The organism is Pseudomonas sp. 65/3-MNA-CIBAN-0223 (assembly GCF_040310425.1).
GTDB classification, from domain to species: Bacteria; Pseudomonadota; Gammaproteobacteria; order Pseudomonadales; family Pseudomonadaceae; genus Aquipseudomonas; species Aquipseudomonas gregormendelii.
Genome location: NZ_JBEOPV010000002.1, coordinates 1 through 13,472, shown reverse-complemented (window position 1 = coordinate 13,472; position 13,472 = coordinate 1). Strand labels below are relative to the sequence as shown.

Below are 13,472 nucleotides of genomic sequence, written 5' to 3'. Positions count from 1 at the left end.
CGAGGGCTGTTTTTTTCTTTATCGAGGGCCCTACAGCCTATGTGGTACGAAGGTTTTCTTGGCTTGTCGCCTTGGTCACTGGTGGCAGTCACCCTGCTGATGACCCACATCACAATCATCGGCGTCACTGTCTATCTGCATCGCTATTCAGCCCATCGCTCCCTTGAGCTCAATGCCGGCCTGAAACATTTCTTCCGCTTCTGGCTGTGGTTGACCACGGCGCAGAACACCCGTGAGTGGACCGCTATCCACCGCAAGCATCACGCCAAATGCGAAACCGTCGATGACCCGCACAGCCCCGTCGTCAAGGGCCTGTCCACCGTTTTGCGCAAAGGTGCGGAGCTGTATCGCGCCGAAGCGGAAAATCCGGAGACCCTGCGCATCTATGGCAAGAACTGCCCGGAAGACTGGATCGAACGTAACCTGTATAGCCGCTTTCCGCTACTGGGCGTGGCAATCATGGGTGTCATCGACGTGTTGCTGTTCGGCACCATCGGCATCACCATCTGGGCCATCCAGATGATGTGGATCCCTGTGTGGGCGGCCGGCGTGGTCAACGGCCTGGGCCATGCCATCGGTTATCGCAACTTCGAATGCCGCGATGCGGCCACCAACCTGGTGCCGTGGGGCATCCTGATTGGCGGCGAAGAACTGCACAACAACCACCACACCTACCCCAACTCGGCAAAACTGTCGGTGAAGAAATGGGAGTTCGACCTCGGCTGGGCCTGGATCCAGGTTTTCAGCTTCCTGCGCCTGGCCAAGGTTCAGCGCGTCGCGCCAATTGCCCATCGGGTTGAAGGCAAAGGCAACCTGGACATGGATACCGCCATGGCGATCCTCAACAATCGTTTCCAGATCATGGCCCAGTACCGCAAATTGGTCATCGCGCCCCTGGTCAAGCAAGAGCTGGAAAAGGTCGATCACTCCGTTCGCCACCAGTTTCACCGGGCCAAGCGTCTGTTGTCGCGTGAAACCAGCCTGCTGGATGACAAGCACCATGTGCGGATCCAGACCATGCTCGAGCACAGTCAGGCCCTGAAAGTCATTTACGAGAAGCGCCTGGCTTTGCAGCAGATCTGGGTCAAGACCAGTTCCAATGGTCACGACATGCTGGCAGCCATCAAGGAATGGATTCACGAGGCCGAAGCCAGCGGGATTCAGTCCCTGCGTGACTTCGCCGACCAGCTGAAAACCTACTCCTTGCGCCCCGCCAACGCCTGACCCCACGCAGAGCACCTCGCCCGAGGTGCTCCGCGACAGCAAGGCGCGCTCCTGTGGCGAGTATGCTTGCTCCCGCTCGCTTTTTGCGCAGCAAACGCCCCCTGAACAACCGCTGCACGCGATAAAACCCTTAGCTTACCGCCCGGCGGGTGCATCCCCCTGCTCTCCCTGCCCCGGGAACTTAGTTTCAAATCCCCTATCTCAAAAGCACTTCGCCACCCTGGCGGTCTTCGTTGCAGCCGCTGCCGAACTCGCGGCACGCTCTTTGAGATTAGTGTCGATGGTCGATAAAAACCCGCAGGATTCTTCCCCGCCGCAATGGCCAGAGACCGCCCAGACCCTGATGGCGCTGATGCAGGCCCGAGGCGAGGTCGCGCGCTTGAGTGAACGCGAACAGCTGTTGAGCTCGCTGCTGGTGAGCGTCAATGCGGTGCTGTGGGCATTCAACTGGGAAACCCGCGAGGTGCTCTATGTCAGCCCGGCCTACGAACGAATTTTTGGGCGCCCCACCGACCCGTTGCTGGCCGACTACAACCAGTGGCGCGACAGCGTTTACCCGGATGACCTGGAAGAAGCCGAGCGCAGCCTGGCCTCCGTGCTGGACAAAGGCTCGGTCGAAGACCGTGAGTATCGAATCGTTACCGCCGACGGCCAGGTACGCTGGCTGAGCGACAAGTGCTTTATCAACCGCCAGGGCGAGCCGGGCCAGCCTTTGATCATCGTCGGCATTGCTGAAGACATCACCGAAAAAAAGCACCTCGAAACCGAACTGCAACGCCTGGCCACTACCGACGAATTGACCGAAAGCAGCAACCGCCGGCATTTTTTTGAATGCGCCAACCACGAGTTCGAGCGGGCGCGAACCCAGGGCACCCCGCTGTCGTTCCTGATGCTGGATATCGATGATTTCAAGACCGTGAACGACACCTATGGCCACCAGGAAGGCGATAACGTGTTGCAACGCATCGCTGAGTGCGGTCGCGCCGCATTGCGTCGTGGTGACGTGTTCGGGCGCATCGGCGGAGAGGAGTTTGCGGCAGTGTTTCCAGGCTGTGAGCCCGGGGTGGCCATGCAGGTGGCCGAGCGCCTGCAACGGGAAATTCAACAACTGAGTTTCAGCCACGACAGCCGGACTTTCACCATCACCATCAGCCAGGGCCTGACCAGCCTCTTGCCTGAGGATGAAAGTGTCGACAGCCTGTTCTCCCGGGCGGATGCCGCGATGTATGAAGCCAAGCGACAGGGCAAGAACCGGATCATCCCCGGCTGATTCGCCCCCCTGTAGGAGCTGCCGAGAGAAACGAGGCTGCGATCTTTTGATTTGGGGCTAACCAAAGATCAGAAGATCAGAAGATCGCAGCCTTCGGCAGCTCCTGCGGGGCGGGGGTGGCTATTTTTTGCGCAACCGCACCAACTCCGGCAGGCCGATCTGCAGCAACCTCGCCGTGCGCCCCTTGGCCAGCGCCTCAAGCCCCTCATCCTCGCCCAGGCCCGCCAGTTGAGCCGCCATGTTCATCACCAGCGCTTCGCGGGAATAAACCCCGCCACCGAGCTGATAGACCGCCGCGATCAGCTCTCGCAGCTCCAGCGGCAGGCGCCAGCGGGTGCGCAGCGCCGAACCGTAAGCGGCCGCAAATCCACTCAGCGCTTCGTCGACCTCAGCCAACTCGTCCAGCTCGCCGCCGGCCTGCTTCCATTCCTGCAAACAACGCAGCAAGGCCAGGTCACCCAGCCGATGCAGCATGCCCGCGCAATAACAGCGCTCCTGGTCCAGGTCGAGAAGACGGGCCAGGGTCCGCGCGTATTCGGCGGTATGCAGCGACAGGTCCCAATAACGCTCGGCGTAGTCAGCCAGGTACGGGTCGCTGAGCCGCGCGGTGCGCTTGAGGGTCAGCCCCAGAATCAGGTTCATGCTCTGCCCGCAGCCCAGGCGATGCAGGGCCTGGGCCAGGGTTTGCACGGCAGCGCCGCGGTGTTGGGCGGCGCTGTTGGCGGCAGCGATCAGCACGGCGGTAATCTGCGGATCGGTACGCGTTCCCTCTTCGAGGACGGTCAGGTCAAGCCCGCCGGGGTTGAGGCTGCGTTTGACCGCTACCTCCGCATCGGTCATCAGTGGTGCACCGTCAGCCAGAGTCCGCCGGCGCTCCAGATACACCGCCAAGGTCATGCCCGCCGCCAGGGCCGGCACTTCACAAAAAACTTCCTGCCCGGCATCAAGCAGCAGATCCTGCAATCGCTGGGTCAGGTTTTCCATGTTCAACGGCTTGGTCAGGTAAGCCGTAGGTGCCAACGGTAAGGCTTCGCGCACGCTGGCGCTGTCATTGCGGCGGCTCATCAGAATGAACGGCAACGGCGGATTGCGCTTGCGCTGGCGAACGCTGCGCAACACATTCAAGCCATCCACACCAGGCAACTCCCAGTCGACGATCACCAGGTCGTAGGCGTTTTCCGCGAGTCGCGACAACGCGTCCTGGCCATCGGCACAGAGATCGATGCGAGCATCGCAGCGCACGTTCAGCAGTACTTGCTGGAGCAAATCCCGCGACCACGGATCCGCCTCGGCAATCAGCACTCGAGGTACAGCGGGTAACTCAACAGCTCTCATGCAAACAGGCTCCCCTCTCAATGCATGCACCATATTCAATGCAGGCCACAGGAAACAGCGCTGCGGGTTTCACGTACAAAAAAAACCCGCCTAGGCGGGTTTTTTTGTCGATCAGCTCACACTTTCATACGAGCACTGTAGATCAAAGCTCCGAGAAGCACTCTTCGATGATTGCCAGACCTTGGTCCAGTTGTTCATCCGGCGAAGTCAGGGGTACCAGTACGCGCAGAACGTTGCCGTAGGTGCCGCACGACAGCAGGATCAGGCCTTTGTCGCGAGCCTTGGCCACAACGGCGGCGACTGCCGGTGCGTTTGGCTTGTGGCTGTCACCGTCTACGAACAGCTCGACCGCGATCATCGCGCCAAGGGCACGTACTTCACCAATCACTGGATACTTGGACTGAATGGCTTTCAGGCCAGTGACCAGACGCTCGCCGACTGCCTTGCAGCGATCCAGCAGGTGCTCTTCTTCGAACACTTCCATCACTGCCAGCGCAGCAGCGCACGCGATCGGGCTACCGGCGTAGGTACCGCCCAGGCCGCCTGGAGCAATGGCGTCCATGTATTCAGCCTTACCGCACACACCCGCCAGCGGGAAGCCGCCAGCGATGGACTTGGCGAAGGTGGTCAGGTCGGCAGACACGCCCATCTGTTCCATGGCGAAGAACGTGCCGGTCCGGCCAGCGCCAGTCTGCACTTCGTCAGCGATCAGCAGGATGCCGTGCTGGTCGCACAGGGCGCGCAGACGCTTCATGAACTCTTTAGGCGCGACGTAGAAACCGCCCTCACCCTGAACCGGCTCGATGATGATCGCAGCGATGTCACGCGGCTCGGCGTCGTTCTTGAAAATGCGTTCGATGCTGGCGATCGAGTCGTCGACGCTCACGCCGTGCAGTTCATTAGGGTACAGCGCGCGGAAGATGCCGCCTGGCATCAGGCCCATGCCGGCCGAGTAAGGCACGACTTTACCGGTCAGGCCCAGGGTCATCATGGTGCGACCGTGGTAAGCGCCAGTGAACGCGATCACGCCGGCACGGCCAGTGGCGGCGCGGGCGATTTTCACGGCGTTCTCTACGGCTTCGGAACCGGTGGTCACCAGCAGGGTTTTCTTGGCGAAATCACCAGGCACCTTGGCGTTGATTTTTTCGCACAGCTCTACGTACGGTTCGTAGGCCAGGACCTGGAAGCAGGTGTGGGTCAGCTTGTTCAGCTGCGCGGTCACGGCGGCGATGATTTTCGGGTGCACGTGACCGGTGTTCAGTACTGCGATACCGCCGGCGAAGTCGATGAACTCGCGACCTTCAACGTCGGTAACGGTAGCGTTCTTCGCGGACTCGGCGAAGATCGGGTGAATCTGGCCAACACCGCGTGGTACAGCGGCTTCGCGGCGTTTCATCAAAGAAGCGTTAGTCTTGCTCATAAAGTCCTCATTCGCCGCTCATCGGGCGGCGTGGTTCAAGGAAAATGCGGCGGGGAGGCAACTACGGCAGCATGCGATGATCGACTGCCATAGCTTTCCCGGCCACAGAGAAAATTCCGGTTGAAACGCAGAAAGGGTCAGCGCTCTCGTGCCCTTTCCGCTTATTGCATTCCCGTCTGCCGCGCTTAGATGCCCAGGCAGAGGTATTTGATTTCCAGGTAATCTTCGATGCCGTACTTGGAGCCTTCACGGCCCAGGCCCGACGCCTTGATGCCACCAAACGGCGCGACTTCGTTGGAGATCAACCCGGTGTTGACGCCGACCATACCGTATTCCAGGGCTTCAGCCACACGGAATACACGGCCCAGGTCACGGGCATAGAAGTACGACGCCAGGCCGAACTCGGTGTCGTTGGACATCGCGATCACTTCGGCTTCGTCTTTGAAGCGGAACAGCGGCGCCAACGGGCCGAAGGTTTCTTCCTTGGCCACGGCTGCGTTGTTCGGCACGTTGGTCAGGATGGTCGGCTCGAAGAAGTTGCCTTCGATGGATTTGCCACCCGACAGCACGGTGGCGCCTTTGGCCACCGCGTCGGCAATGTGTTCCTTGACCTTGGCCACGGCTTTTTCATCGATCAGCGGGCCAGTGGTGGTGCCGTCTTCCAGACCGTTGCCGATCTTGAGTTTGGCCACAGCCACTTTCAGTTTTTCAGCGAACGCATCGTAGACCGAATCCTGAATGTACAGGCGGTTGGCGCAGACGCAGGTCTGGCCGTTGTTGCGGTACTTGGAAATGATCGCGCCTTCGACGGCCTTATCCAGGTCCGCGTCGTCGAACACGATGAACGGCGCGTTGCCACCCAGCTCAAGGGACACTTTCTTGATGTCCTTGGCGCATTCAGCCATCAACTGGCGACCGATTTCAGTCGAGCCGGTGAAGGACAACTTACGCACGATCGGGTTGCTGGTCAGCTCGCTGCCGATGTCGCCGGCGCTGCCGGAAACAACGCTGAACACGCCAGCAGGAATGCCGGCACGCTGGGCCAGCTCAGCCAGGGCGAACGCCGAGAACGGAGTCTGCGAAGCAGGCTTGAGCACCATGGTGCAACCGGCGGCCAGGGCCGGGCCGGCTTTACGGGTGATCATCGCGGCCGGGAAGTTCCACGGGGTAATTGCCGCGGTCACGCCGATGGGCTGCTTGATCACGATCAGGCGCTTATCTGGCTGGTGGCCCGGAATCACGTCACCGTAGACGCGCTTGGCTTCTTCGGCGAACCACTCGATGAAGGAAGCGGCGTAGACGATTTCGCCCTTGGCTTCGGCCAATGGCTTGCCCTGTTCCAGGGTCATCAGGCGAGCCAGGTCGTCCTGGTTTTCGATGATCAGTTCGAACCAGCGACGCAGCTTGTTCGCACGGTCCTTGGCGGTCAGTGCACGCCAAGCCGGCAGCGCCTTGTCTGCGGCTTCGATTGCCCGGCGGGTTTCGGCAGCGCCCATTTTCGGCACGGTGCCCAGAATTTCGCCCGTTGCCGGGTTGTTGACCTTGATCGTCTGACCATTGTCCGCATCGACCCAAGCGCCATCGATGAAGGCTTGCTGGCGGAACAACTGGGTGTCTTTAAGCTGCATGTCGGCTTTCCTTAACAGCACCGCGCCGGGCGCGGAGCAAATTATGATTGTAGAAAGGCGCCTTATAGGCTGCCGTCAGGGAAATCATTCACCGGGCTGAAGCACATAAATAGCGCACGGATTGGACTCGCGCGGTTCAGCACCCAGACAAGAGCGTTTGAAATCTCAAACGAATCCTAGGATCAAAGGGGGTAAAGGACAATAGCCTGTTCGAAAAAAAGAACGAAAACCGCTCTTTTGCCCATTTTTTCTGATCAACGTGACAACCGCCCGCTCGGCGGCCAAAAAACACAGGCGATTCAGCAGCATGGACGCCCGCAGCGCTTATGAGTATCATGGCGCCCGCTTGCACCAGTAGCTCAGCTGGATAGAGTACTGCCCTCCGAAGGCAGTGGTCGTGGGTTCGAATCCCGCCTGGTGCACCATAGTAGAAACGAAAAAGCCCCAGGCCTTAAGGTGTGGGGCTTTTTTTGTGGGTGGTGTCTCGACCTGAATCAGGTTTACTCCGCAGCTCCCTCACTCCGTAGTCCAATCAAACTCATCATATTCATCATCCCCCTCCTCATCCTCGAACACCCCATCATCAAGGTCATCCTCCTCCAAGGCCTGCTCCTTCTCCTGAGCCAACAGGAATTCCTTGCGGCTCTCGGTCACTGCCCGCCTTAGTTCCTCTCCCTTCACCGGGCAGTTAAGCATTTGGGCGATGCGGTCGATTTTTTTCGCCATGGCTTCCTCCAACGCATCGGCTATGGCCCGATAGTGCGCGCTTTCGGGGCTGGTTGCCAAATGGCGGACGGTTATCGGTGCTGGTTTTTCTGCAGTTCCTTGAGCCGGTCGTCGAGGTTTTCGTTGGGGAAACGTTGTTTCAGCGACTCTAACAACTTGTCCGCCGCTGATTTCTGACCGGTTTCCTGCAGGCGTACCACCTCAAGCAACTGCTCATCCAGGCTCTTTGCCGGCGCCGCCATGCGTTTGCTGACTTTGGCTTCGTCGGCCATTTGCGCACGCATGGATTCACGCTGCGCAGGCGCGGCGAGTTCGGCCATCGGCGCTGCAGGTGCCGGGGCGGAGGCTTTGGGGGTTGGCGCGAAGTCGTAGACGGGCTCCTGCTCGGGACCGGGTTGTACCAGCGCCAGCATCAGCGCTACGCCGACCAGGCTGGCGAATGCGACTTGCCAGCGCGGCTTTTGGCAGGCTTGCGACCACCGCTGCCAGAGGCTTGCCTTGGGTGCCGGGGTTTCTCGATGCGCTGCGGCGAGGATGAACGCATCCAGGTGTGCCGGTGGCTCGTCGGTAGACTGTTCACGAAAGTGGTTCACCACTTCCTCTTCAGGTGCTTTACGGGCGTCAGTCATGTCAGTACCTCCTCGGCCAGCAGCCGACGCAATTTTTGCTGGGCGTAACGCAAGCGACTCTTGACGGTTTCCAGCGGTGTTTCAGTGAGGGTGGCGATCTGTGGCAAGTCGAGATCGCCGTGGGCACGCAGCAGGAACACTTCGCGCTGGTCCGCCGGCAGGGTTTGCAGGGCGGTTTCCAGGCGCTGGGTGTCGCGGCTCAAGCTCAGTAATTGCGCGGGGTCGGCGGCGTCATCAGGCAAGGCGTGGACCTGTTCGTCATAGCTGTCGTGCAAAGGGTTACGAATTCCGTGTTTGCGCCAGTGGTCGATCAGTCGATTGCGGGCAATCTGGTACAACCATGTACGAAAATTCGCCCGGCCTTGTGGCTGGATGGTGCTGCGGATCAGGCTCAGCCAGGTGTCCTGGTACACCTCTTCGGCCAGCTCGGCTTTACCGCTGAGGCCAAGAAGGAATCGGTACAGTCCCTGGCGGTGGCGGGCGTACAGGATCTCGAACGCCACGCTGTCGCCTGAGCGGTAGCGGGCCAGCAGAGATTCGTCGCTGCTGGTGGCCGAGCTTGGGGGCGGGGCAGTCATGTCAGTGGGTCTCTTGGATCATTGCCTGATGTTCGGTGGTTTGCAGGCTTTGCGCCAGCTCGACCAACTGCACGAACTCCGCTCGCAGGCCAAACCGGTCTTCGCCCCGGGCGCCACGGGCCAGTGCCTCAGTGTCTTTCAGACTGAAGCTGGCGGTATAGCGCCCGTCCTTCAGCTGCTGGGAAAAAGCTGCCACGGCTGCGGCGAAGCGCAGATCTTCAGAGGCGGCTGCGGCTTGGCCTGCAACGATCGGGCGTTCAATCAAGCGACTATTCCCACCTTCCGGCAGCTGATAACGCACGCGCAGCATGGCCATTTCCGTTGTCATGGTGGCATCAATGCTGGCGGCCTGGCTGTAGCGCAGCGGCTCCAGCCAACCCTTCTCCCCCTTTGGAACAATTTCGTACAGGGCGGTTACCGTATGGCCTGCGCCGATTTCGCCAGCGTCGACCTTGTCGTTGCTGAAATCTTCGCGTTTCAAGGCGCGATTTTCATAGCCCAACAGGCGGTACTCGCTGACCTGGGCCGGATTAAATTCCACTTGCAGCTTTACGTTTTTCGCGACGACCGCGAGGGTTGAACCGAGCTGGTCCACCAGGACCTTGCGCGCCTCGCGCAGGTTGTCGATATAGGCGTAGTTGCCATCGCCCGCGTCGGCCAGTTGCTCCATCAGGTGTTCATTGTAGTTATCCACTCCGAAACCCATTGTGGTCAGGGAAATACCGGTCTTGCGCTTGTCCGCCGCCATTTGCTTGAGGCTGTCGAAGTCGCTGATGCCGACGTTGAAGTCGCCGTCCGTGGCCAGCAGGATGCGGTTGATACCTTTTGCAATGAACGCCTGCCCTGCCAACTGGTAGGCCAGTTCGATGCCTGATGCGCCAGCGGTCGAGCCGCCCGCCGATAACTGATCGATGGCTGTTCGAATTTTCGCTTTTTCCCGTCCGGAAGTTGGCTCCAGCACCACACGAGATTCACCGGCGTATATCACCAGTGACACGCGATCCTGATCGCGCAGTTGATCGACCAGCAGTTTCAGCGTGCTCTTGACCAGCGGCAGGCCTTCGCGGCGGTCCATCGACCCGGAGACGTCGACCAGGAAGACCAGGTTCGCCGGGGCCAGGTCAGCCACTGCGTGGTCCGAGGCCCTAATGCCGATGCGCAGCAACCGGGTGTGCGCATTCCAGGGAGTTGGCGCCAGCTCCGTGGTCACGCCAAAGGGCGAGCCGTCGGTGGGTAAGGCGTAGTCGTAGGGAAAGTAGTTGACCATTTCTTCCAGGCGCACCGCTCCTTCGGGCGGCAGGCGCCCCTGGTTGAGCAAGCGCCGGACATTGGCGTAGGCGCCCGTATCGACGTCGGCACTGAAGGTTGAGACCGGCGTTTGAGCCACGCTGTGGATCGGGTTATCGGCCAGCGCCTGATACTGCTCGCGCTGCTGGTCCTGGTAGCCCGCTGGGGATGCTTCTGGCATTGGCGCAAAAGTCGCCAGCGGCGCTGCTCGCACAGTGCGCTTGGCCGCGGAAGCATCGCCAATGACCAAGGCTTCGGTCTTCAACTCAGCCTGCGCGGGTGCTGAGGCAATCGAAGCGGAGTCTGGCGTGGACGAGACACCGCAACCGGCCATCGCCAGCAGCAGGCCCGCGGCGAAACCATGGGCCGCCGGGCGGAGGAAATGCAGAGGGAGGGACATGGGGGCTGACCTCAAGGAAGATGATCCATTCATCCTTTGAGACGGGCAGCCCGGCAGGTTCGGGTTAACTCACCGGAAAAAATATTCAGCGGTGATAACGGCGCACCACGCTGCTGTTCTTCAGCACATGCCCTTTGATCTTTTCCAGCAACTGAGTACGCGTCAGGCCGGCGGGCAAGGCGTCGGGAGCGAGGTCCAGGGCGTAAAGCTGGATGATGTAGTGGTGGGCGCTGTCGCCGACAGGCGGACAAGGACCGACGTAGGCCTTGGTGCCCTTGCTGTTCAGGCCACCGACTCCGTCGAGCGTGGGCTTGGTGCCCGCACCTTCGGCAATCTGATGGGTAGAGGCCTTGATGCCGTAATGCAGCCAATGATCGACGCCCTGGCCTTTTTGCCCGTCGGGGTCATGCATCACGATCGCGTAGCTCAAGGTACCGGCCGGGCCGGCATTCCAGCTCAGTGCCGGAGAAACGTTGTGGCCGCCGCAGCCTTCGGCGTCGCTGGCGGCCGCGGCAGTGAACAGTCGGTCATCGGAGACGCCCGGAATGTTAACAGTGAAACGCTCATGGGCCTGGGCCGGCAGTTGTACGCAGAAGGCAACTGCAAGGGCCGCCAGCCAAGGGGTCAAAGAGGTCAATCGGGTCATTGCGGAGCACCTGGTGCGGGTGGGGCCAACGTCGGCTTGCGAACTATAGCCGCACCGTTCGCGCCGTGGCAGAGGGATTTGGCTGAACCTCGCGATCGGCCGCCCCGTCTTAATGGAAATGCCTGCCTTGAGAGCGATCATGGCCTTGCAACGCGTCTGGACCTGGCATTTCGGCAAGAACTACGACTACCTCGGGCACGCTGAAACGTGGGACGAGGTGGAGTTCAAGGGCGACCCCTACCCTCCGCCGTTTATTGGGCTGTTTGGTAAAAACGGAGTGGTTTCCGCTGCAGTTGCGCGCGATGAAGAGTGGGCGATGGCGATGCTGGCAGAACGTATGAAACAGCCGTTGTCCGTGGATGAGGCCTGGCGACTGATTCGCGATGCCCGATGAATTCTTGGCTGCAAAATTTCCCGTAGGAGCTGCCGAAGGCTGCGATCTTTTGACTTTAAGGATCAAAAGATCGCAGCCTTCGGCAGCTCCTACAGGGTCAGCGGTTTATCCGCCAGCGCGGGCATTCAAGGGGAGCTTACTCGACGGGCACCGGAGCACTGATTTTGCTCATGATGAAGCCGACAAACTCTTCAACGGTCATCTTCTGGCCATTGAACTCCACCAAGTTGTTGGCGTAGTGCAGCTTGGTGACGATGTTGTTGCCATCGAGTCTGGCAAACTCGCTGCCCACCGCCATGCTGCCGAACATGTCCGCAGTAGCCATGGCCTGATCGGCGATCAGCTTGGCATCGGTCTGGCCATCGATTTGTGACTGCACGCTGAACAGGTCAACCAGCATCGGCTTGGACACTTGCACGTTGAGGTCCAGCAGGGCGATCAGTTGCTGAGTCAACTGATCCGGCGGCAGGTCCATCGATTTCGGCTTGGTCAGGTCGAGCACCAGGTTGGCCTTGCTTTCGCCGTTGGCGGTTTTCAGCGAGAGGTTTTCCAGCGCAACCTGCGGCCCGGCGGCCAGCAGTTTTTCCAGGCCGGTTTTTACCTGGGCCTCTTCGGCAGGGGTCAGCACCAGCTCCGGCGCCGGCAGACCTGCTGCTGCCGCTTCAGCCGCGGCCTTCTCGTAAGGTTGCAGTTTGGTCTGGTAAACCTGCATCAACGACATGGTCGCCGGAATGTCCAGGTTCTTCAGGCTCATGGCCATCTGCGCGGAGCCGATGGTCTTGCCGTTCAGCGACACCTCGCCCACCTTGTAATCGGCACGGCCTGAAGCGCTGGTGCCCGATTCTTCGGTCTGGTTCTTCATTTCAAACTTCTTCAGGCCTAATACTGACTGGCCGGCGCCGAAGGTGGTCTTGTTGTCGGTCAGCTCGACGGTGTTTTCGCCGACGTAATACCCGTAGGTACCCTTGGTCAGGTTGCTGGCGAAGGTCAGGCCGCCGAGTTCGACTTTAACCGGCGTCAGGTCCTCAGCCACGGTCGTGAGGGTCAGGCTGTCCATGTAACCGTTGGCCTTGACCTTTTGCGCCTGGGCGCTGGCATCGACGTCGACATTCAATCCGGAAAACTTCAGCTGGGACTTGTCGTCAAGGGCGACGTCCAGCGGCAGCAACTGGAGGTTACCGTTGGTGGATTTGTCGTAGCCGATGTTGACCACGCCGGTGAGCGGGGACTTGTCCTTGGCAGCGGCGAACCATTTGGCGGTGAGTGGGGTTTTTTCCAGTTCGTAGTGACTGGTGGCCATGACTGGCAGCCACTTCAGCGATACGAGGCGGGAGAATGGCAGAGGGCCGTGCTCGATGTGGTCGACGAACAGTAACTCCACCGGGGCTTCACCGAACATCTCGCCTTCACCCTTGAGGCGGTAATGCGCGGTGCTGCTGAATATGTTGCGCTCCAGCGATACCAGCTCCAGCGACGCGGTGCCGTTGGAACCTACCAGCGCGGCTTGCAGCTCCTTGTTGGCATCGGCGATCGAGGTATTGAGCACGCCTTCAAGCTTGGTGCCGGTGTACCAGGCACCCCCTGCGCTGATTGCACCGATTGCCACGACAATTCCCAGAAGCACGCCTGCTGATTTATTCATGAATTACCCGATCAATGTCCGTTGTTTGAAGGTGTGTCGTCTTCCCTGAACCCGTGACGGGTTACGGACACGACTAAGCTGAAAGTGCGATGGAGATTAGCACCGGGCGCACTGGGTGGCCCAATGATTAAAGGTTTAGGAGCAAAGCTTGCTCGCGATGACTCCGGCTCATCCACCTGCAGCGTGGCTGACGGACCGTTATCGCGAGCAAGCTTTGCTCCTTGTATGTTGACCCAGCACCCAGCGAGAGAGGTCTAAGCTCGTTGGTGCTGACATACAAAGATGTGTTTCTG

Annotated in this window: 11 protein-coding genes, 1 tRNA gene and 1 pseudogene; 4 read left to right on the top strand and 9 right to left on the bottom strand. The window is 60.1% G+C overall.

What is annotated here, in order from left to right; genetic code table 11:
* The first annotated feature begins 39 nt into the window (after positions 1 to 39).
* Together desA and AAEZ09_RS01700 are read left to right on the top strand one after the other, a co-directional pair.
* A complete protein-coding gene (desA, locus tag AAEZ09_RS01705; protein WP_205893922.1) occupies positions 40 to 1,224 on the top strand; it encodes a delta-9 fatty acid desaturase DesA in 1,185 nt (394 codons plus the stop codon).
* Positions 1,225 to 1,504: 280 nt separating this feature from the next.
* Positions 1,505 to 2,494, top strand: a complete 990-nt coding sequence (locus AAEZ09_RS01700; protein WP_350597842.1) for a GGDEF domain-containing protein — start codon at positions 1,505 to 1,507, stop codon at positions 2,492 to 2,494.
* Between the two features lie 120 nt (positions 2,495 to 2,614).
* Here AAEZ09_RS01700 and AAEZ09_RS01695 read toward each other — a convergent pair whose 3' ends face one another.
* The 3 genes from AAEZ09_RS01695 to gabD all read right to left on the bottom strand — a co-directional run bounded on the left by AAEZ09_RS01695 (position 2,615) and on the right by gabD (position 6,877).
* Complete coding sequence (locus AAEZ09_RS01695) at positions 2,615 to 3,829, bottom strand: HDOD domain-containing protein (RefSeq protein WP_350597841.1); 1,215 nt, start codon at positions 3,827 to 3,829, stop codon at positions 2,615 to 2,617.
* A 142-nt stretch (positions 3,830 to 3,971) separates the two neighbouring features.
* Complete coding sequence (gene gabT / locus AAEZ09_RS01690; protein WP_045059477.1) at positions 3,972 to 5,249, bottom strand: 4-aminobutyrate--2-oxoglutarate transaminase; 1,278 nt, start codon at positions 5,247 to 5,249, stop codon at positions 3,972 to 3,974.
* A gap of 185 nt (positions 5,250 to 5,434) precedes the next feature.
* Positions 5,435 to 6,877, bottom strand: a complete 1,443-nt coding sequence (gabD, locus tag AAEZ09_RS01685) for an NADP-dependent succinate-semialdehyde dehydrogenase (RefSeq protein WP_045059478.1) — start codon at positions 6,875 to 6,877, stop codon at positions 5,435 to 5,437.
* Between the two features lie 348 nt (positions 6,878 to 7,225).
* On the opposite strand from gabD, the gene AAEZ09_RS01680 reads away from it, so the two are divergent.
* Positions 7,226 to 7,302, top strand: a tRNA-Arg gene (locus tag AAEZ09_RS01680).
* A 91-nt stretch (positions 7,303 to 7,393) separates the two neighbouring features.
* On the opposite strand, the gene AAEZ09_RS01675 is transcribed toward AAEZ09_RS01680, so the two are convergent.
* The 5 genes from AAEZ09_RS01675 to AAEZ09_RS01655 all read right to left on the bottom strand — a co-directional run bounded on the left by AAEZ09_RS01675 (position 7,394) and on the right by AAEZ09_RS01655 (position 11,143).
* Positions 7,394 to 7,663 carry a hypothetical protein gene (locus tag AAEZ09_RS01675; RefSeq protein ID WP_350597838.1) on the bottom strand — a complete coding sequence of 90 codons (270 nt, stop codon included), beginning with the start codon at positions 7,661 to 7,663 and terminating at the stop codon, positions 7,394 to 7,396.
* Between the two features lie 11 nt (positions 7,664 to 7,674).
* Positions 7,675 to 8,232 carry a hypothetical protein gene (locus tag AAEZ09_RS01670; RefSeq protein ID WP_350597837.1) on the bottom strand — a complete coding sequence of 186 codons (558 nt, stop codon included), beginning with the start codon at positions 8,230 to 8,232 and terminating at the stop codon, positions 7,675 to 7,677.
* A complete protein-coding gene (locus AAEZ09_RS01665) occupies positions 8,229 to 8,810 on the bottom strand; it encodes an RNA polymerase sigma factor (RefSeq protein ID WP_350597835.1) in 582 nt (193 codons plus the stop codon). The genes AAEZ09_RS01670 and AAEZ09_RS01665 overlap by 4 nt, the downstream gene beginning before the upstream one ends.
* A gap of 1 nt (position 8,811) precedes the next feature.
* A complete protein-coding gene (locus AAEZ09_RS01660; protein WP_350597832.1) occupies positions 8,812 to 10,497 on the bottom strand; it encodes a vWA domain-containing protein in 1,686 nt (561 codons plus the stop codon).
* 85 nt (positions 10,498 to 10,582) lie between these two features.
* Positions 10,583 to 11,143: a YbhB/YbcL family Raf kinase inhibitor-like protein gene (locus tag AAEZ09_RS01655; protein ID WP_045059483.1), complete on the bottom strand. Its 561-nt coding sequence runs from the start codon at positions 11,141 to 11,143 to the stop codon at positions 10,583 to 10,585.
* Between the two features lie 157 nt (positions 11,144 to 11,300).
* On the opposite strand from AAEZ09_RS01655, the pseudogene AAEZ09_RS01650 reads away from it, so the two are divergent.
* Positions 11,301 to 11,537, top strand: a pseudogene (locus AAEZ09_RS01650) (pyridine nucleotide-disulfide oxidoreductase); the annotation flags it as partial.
* Positions 11,538 to 11,673: 136 nt separating this feature from the next.
* Here AAEZ09_RS01650 and AAEZ09_RS01645 read toward each other — a convergent pair.
* Positions 11,674 to 13,179 carry a YdgA family protein gene (locus tag AAEZ09_RS01645; protein WP_205894000.1) on the bottom strand — a complete coding sequence of 502 codons (1,506 nt, stop codon included), beginning with the start codon at positions 13,177 to 13,179 and terminating at the stop codon, positions 11,674 to 11,676.
* Positions 13,180 to 13,472: the final 293 nt, after the last annotated feature.